Origin of the sequence: Streptomyces swartbergensis (assembly GCF_002148965.1) — a bacterium.
GTDB classification, from domain to species: domain Bacteria; phylum Actinomycetota; class Actinomycetes; order Streptomycetales; family Streptomycetaceae; genus Streptomyces; species Streptomyces swartbergensis.
In genome coordinates this window covers 1-660 of record NZ_NGFN01000845.1, presented here as the reverse complement: position 1 = coordinate 660, position 660 = coordinate 1, and the positions used below count along the sequence as shown (strand labels likewise).

At 66.2% G+C, this 660-nt stretch carries 1 protein-coding gene; it reads right to left on the bottom strand.

From position 1 onward, the window contains the following. The coding region (locus tag CA983_RS46065; RefSeq protein ID WP_208637204.1) for a hypothetical protein at positions 1 to 262 on the bottom strand (262 nt) is incomplete at its 3' end. Positions 263 to 660: the final 398 nt, after the last annotated feature.

Below are 660 nucleotides of genomic sequence, written 5' to 3'. Positions count from 1 at the left end.
CATTGATCATGGATGCCTGGCGGCTTTCTCGCTGTTGCTGTTCGATCTGTTCCAGCTGGCGTCGTCGCTCCTCCTGCTCGTGTTCTCGCCTGCGTTGTCGCTCCTCCTGCTCCCGCTCGCGTCGGAGCCTCGCCAGTTCCTGCGCGCGCAGCTCCGCCTCTTGGCCCTCCTGCCGAACCTTCTGCCGGTGAGCCGCATAACTCAATGTCAGGCCCGCCAGGCCAACGAGCAGGCTGAACACGGCCATGAGATTCTGCAACATGCCCGGATTCTGATCGGCTGTGCTTGATCATGTCTTCGCGCAACCCCGGCCGTACGGTCAAGCCGCCCCCACACGTCACTCCGACGCCAGCGCTGAGCAGAACCCGCGGCGCAGACCCCAGTAACCGGTGTATCGCGCTTGCCGCGCTGGGAGATAACCCGGCGGCCAGCGGCACGCACTGTTCGTGGACCGAGGCAGGGAGTGGTGTCGGCGGCGATGCGGGGTTCTTCAGSAGGGCYGCGCGGGCGAGGAGGTYKTCGATGGCACTCATGTCGGGGTGATCMCTCCCGGGCTGTGGGWYGSTGGCGGAGCAGTTCSAGGGYTCCTCGTGCGTGGTGGTCGAGGATGTGGGCCGGGGACAGACCGGTGGCCTCCTGGACCTCGTCGGAGGTGAACTC